This is a genomic window from Moorena sp. SIO4A5 (assembly GCF_010672005.1).
In the GTDB taxonomy this organism is placed as follows: domain Bacteria; phylum Cyanobacteriota; class Cyanobacteriia; order Cyanobacteriales; family Coleofasciculaceae; genus Moorena.
This window is the reverse complement of record NZ_JAAHHZ010000596.1, coordinates 1-3029: the sequence shown is the minus strand read 5'-3', so window position 1 is coordinate 3029 and position 3029 is coordinate 1. Positions and strand designations below refer to the sequence as shown.

The window sequence follows — 3029 nt, the reverse complement described above, 5'->3', positions numbered from 1 at the left end:
ATTGAAAAATTCCGCTCATCCTAGACTTGGCTAGTCGTGGCATGAGCGGGTCATTTGGTTCAAGTAGATTAAAAATATCCGCTCATCCTAGACCTGGCTAGTCGTGGCATGAGCGGGTCATTTTCCAATCAGTATCAAATAACTAGTAAGTACACAAGTACAACAATTACACACAACTGTGAATGCCGATAGAGGGAAGAGTTGCCAAAATGAACTCACCCCCCACCGAGAATAGCATTACACAGTAGCATGACACAGTAGCATTACACAGTAGCATTACACAGTCATGATGTCTTTTTCTTTAGCCGCGAACACTTCATCAACTTTTTTTGTGTATTTATTCGTCAACTTCTGAATCTCGTCCTGCAAATCCCGTGACTCATCCTCAGAGATTTCCTTATTTTTTTCCTCTTTTCGGACAGAGTCAACGGCATCACGACGGATATTGCGAATCGATACTCGACCTTCCTCCGCAAACTTACTTGCCATTTTGACAAATTCTTTACGGCGCTCGCTAGTCAGTGGAGGAATATTTAACCGCACTACTTCACCATTGTTGTTCGGAGGCAAATCCAGATCCGAAAGAGTAATTGCTTTCTCGATCTGGTTCAGCATACTTTTGTCGTAAGGTTGGATGGTGATTGTACTAGCGTCTGGCGTGTTGATATTAGCCAAAGATTTCAGGGGGGTTGGGGTACCATAGTACTCAACCATCACCCGATCCAATAGACTAGTACTGGCGCGACCAGTCCTAATGGTATTGAACGCCCGTTGAGTGGCCTCAACAGCTTTCTGCATACTGGTTTCGACATCAGCTAATTGCACAGGAACCTCCCACTATTGTTCCAACAGTTTCTCCCATAACAGCGCGGTGAATATTACCCCGCACCCTTAGATCAAATACCATAATTGGGAGGTTATTCTCTTTACATAATGCGATCGCAGTACTATCCATCACCCGCAAATCCTGACTTAGGACATGGCTGTAAGTCAGGCTCTGATACCGTCGGGCATTAGGATTCAGGTTAGGATCACAATCATAAATACCATCAACTTTAGTTGCCTTAAATATTACCTCAGCATCGATTTCTGCCGCTCGTAAAGCAGCGGTGGTGTCAGTGGTAAAAAAGGGATTACCACTACCTGCCCCAAAAATGACCACTCGTCCCTTTTCCAGGTGGCGAATGGCACGACGCCTGATATAGGGTTCTGCCACTTCCTGCATTTCGATTGCAGTTTGCACCCGTGTCGGGATATCGTTTCGTTCTAGAGCATCTTGCAAAGTCAAGGCATTCATCACTGTCGCAATCATACCGATATAATCAGCAGTTGCCCGATCCATCCCCCCCGCTGCAGCTTTGAGTCCGCGAAAGATATTGCCACCACCGACAACGATTGCCATTTGAACACCTTCATTCAAAACGGCAGCGACTTCAGCTGCTATTTCCTGAACCACTTCCGGTGAGATGCCGTAGCCCAAATTGCCCATCAAGGCTTCACCGCTCAATTTTAGTAAAACCCTTTGGTATTTTATCCCCATGCCACGACTCTTTGTTATGAAATTGTTATCCACATCAAGATAACAGTCAAATTTGCCATTCGTCATGGGTCATAGCTGATCGCTGATCGCTGATCGCTCATTTTTAATCCCAGCTTAAAGATTATCGCCACTGAATAGGACTACCAGTTACCTTAGTTGATTGTGGTGAAATGTCTTGCCCTGCTAAAAGAGACGCGATCGCACTGTGTAAGTAATGGGCTTGTACTGCGTCACCATCTTCTGGATTATCATCAATCGAACGATTATAGCATACAATTCCCTTATTGTCAATCAAAAATGCCTCAGTGGTTTTCTGGGCACCAAAGCTGTGAGCTACATCTTGAGTTGGATCCCAAAGGTAAGGAAAATTCAATTGCTGATCTTGGCAGAACTGCTTCATCTCCTCAAAACTCTCTGCGGGGTACTGATAAACATCATTGGCATTAATGCCCACTAGGGTAAAACCTTGATGTTCAAACTGGTCTTGAATGTGTTTGAGTCTTGGGATGTAGCAATTGACATAGGGGCAGTTGTTGCCTAAGAAAATAACTCCCACTCCTGAGAAACGTTCTAAGTAACGGCAGAGATGGTGAACCTGCTCATCAGTTCCCGGCAATTCAAAATCCGGAGCATAACTGCCAATGGTGATGATGATGTTTTCTATAGTCATGGGTGATGGGTCATGGGTGATGGGTCATGGGTCAACCCCCTTTAGCATGGAAGCTTTGCTGAAGGGGAGATGATGCGATCGCCAATTAGCTCATAGACGAATTTAGCATCAAGGGTAAATTTCCCGACCCAATTCTACATCGAGCCTATTGACCTGCTCAGAATCTAAAAGAGCTTCTGGAGCATTTTGGCAACCTCTACCATAGGTTGTCGTGGCTGAATAGGCAATCCGTAAAATCACCACTCCTGCAGCTGACGATTTACCAGAGTTAGCCGAGTTTGTTACACAATGTAAAGGTAAATATGGCATAACTTGGGATTTTTTGAGCATGTCCTCCTCTTTCACAGCCCCAATCAGGGATCAGATTGAAACAAAAACCTGGATGTGGCAGGGCTTTTCGATTGGGTATAAAGCTTACGGTAATTCTGGACCAGCTGTGGTGATGGTGCATGGCTTTGGGGCATCTTCCGGACATTGGCGCAAGACCTTGCCAGTGTTGGGGGAAAACTGCCGATGTTATGCCATTGATTTGATTGGCTTTGGGGCTTCAGCTAAACCGACTCCTGGTATAGAGATAGACTATACCTTTGAAACCTGGGGGCAACAAATTGCGGATTTCTGTCGGGAGGTGGTTGGTGGTCCGGCATTTTTAGTCGGAAACTCTATCGGCTGTATTGCCCTAATGCAAACCGCTGTAGATAATCCAGAGCTAGCCAAAGGAGTCGCCCTGCTCAACTTTTCTCTACGACTACTCCATGAGCGTAAACGGGCTGAACTCCCTTGGTATCAGCGTCTTGGCGCACCAGTACTTCAACGATT

5 protein-coding genes are annotated in these 3029 nt (G+C 45.6%); 1 reads left to right on the top strand and 4 read right to left on the bottom strand.

Annotated elements, in window-relative coordinates; all coding sequences use genetic code 11:
* Positions 1 to 276 precede the first annotated feature (276 nt).
* The 4 genes from frr to F6K57_RS41585 form a co-directional block, all read right to left on the bottom strand.
* Entirely contained in the window at positions 277 to 825 is a 549-nt protein-coding gene (gene frr, locus F6K57_RS41600; protein ID WP_293075019.1) for a ribosome recycling factor, read from the bottom strand.
* On the bottom strand, positions 812 to 1540 hold the full coding sequence (pyrH, locus tag F6K57_RS41595; RefSeq protein ID WP_293075022.1) for a UMP kinase: 729 nt from the start codon (positions 1538 to 1540) through the stop codon (positions 812 to 814). Before pyrH ends, frr begins: the two co-directional genes overlap by 14 nt.
* Before the next feature lie 121 nt (positions 1541 to 1661).
* Positions 1662 to 2210 carry a thioredoxin family protein gene (locus F6K57_RS41590; protein WP_293075016.1) on the bottom strand — a complete coding sequence of 183 codons (549 nt, stop codon included), beginning with the start codon at positions 2208 to 2210 and terminating at the stop codon, positions 1662 to 1664.
* Between the two features lie 108 nt (positions 2211 to 2318).
* Positions 2319 to 2540, bottom strand: a complete 222-nt coding sequence (locus F6K57_RS41585; RefSeq protein WP_293020823.1) for a hypothetical protein — start codon at positions 2538 to 2540, stop codon at positions 2319 to 2321.
* Here F6K57_RS41585 and F6K57_RS41580 point away from each other — a divergent pair.
* Positions 2539 to 3029 (top strand): alpha/beta fold hydrolase (locus tag F6K57_RS41580; RefSeq protein ID WP_293075013.1); only part of this gene is annotated, 491 nt, incomplete at its 3' end. The two genes, F6K57_RS41585 and F6K57_RS41580, sit on opposite strands and share 2 nt — an antisense overlap.